This window comes from Tsukamurella conjunctivitidis (assembly GCF_007858475.1).
Classification (GTDB): Bacteria; Actinomycetota; Actinomycetes; order Mycobacteriales; family Mycobacteriaceae; genus Tsukamurella; species Tsukamurella conjunctivitidis.
This window is the reverse complement of sequence record NZ_VIGX01000199.1, coordinates 1-581: the sequence shown is the minus strand read 5'-3', so window position 1 is coordinate 581 and position 581 is coordinate 1. Positions and strand designations below refer to the sequence as shown.

The 581-nt window shown below is 69.7% G+C and carries 1 protein-coding gene; it reads left to right on the top strand.

What is annotated here, in order from left to right; genetic code table 11:
• The coding region (locus FK530_RS25030; RefSeq protein WP_193560371.1) for an adenylosuccinate synthetase at nt 1-538 on the top strand (538 nt) is incomplete at its 5' end.
• Nucleotides 539-581 lie beyond the last annotated feature (43 nt).

The following is a 581-nucleotide window of genomic DNA, read 5'->3' as shown; positions in this document are numbered from 1 at the left end:
CACCGGGGTCGGCCCCACCCGCATCGACCGTGTGGTGGGCGTGGCCAAGGCCTACACGACCCGAGTGGGCGAGGGACCCTTCCCCACCGAGCTCGACGACGAGATCGGGGACGCGCTGCGCCAGAAGGGTGGCGAGTTCGGTGTCACCACCGGACGCCCGCGGCGCACCGGCTGGTTCGACGCGGTGGTCGTGCGCTACGCCACCCGCATCAACGGCCTCACCGACATCTGCCTGACGAAGCTGGACGTCCTCTCGGGCTACCCGACGATCCCGGTGTGCGTGGCCTACGAGGTGGACGGTGTGCGCACCGACGAGATGCCGCTGGACCAGACCTCCTTCCACCACGCGGTCCCGGTCTATGAGGAACTGCCCGGATGGGAGGAGGACATCACCGGCGTGCGGGAGTTCTCCGACCTGCCCGCCAATGCCCAGGCCTACATCCGTTTCCTCGAGGAGCAGTCCCGCTGCCGGATCTCCTCCATCGGGGTCGGCGCCGGCAGGGAGGCGACGATCGTGCGTTTCCCGTTGCTGGGCTGAGCGGGACCACTCCGTGGCGAGGGACGAGGCGGAGCAGGTGACC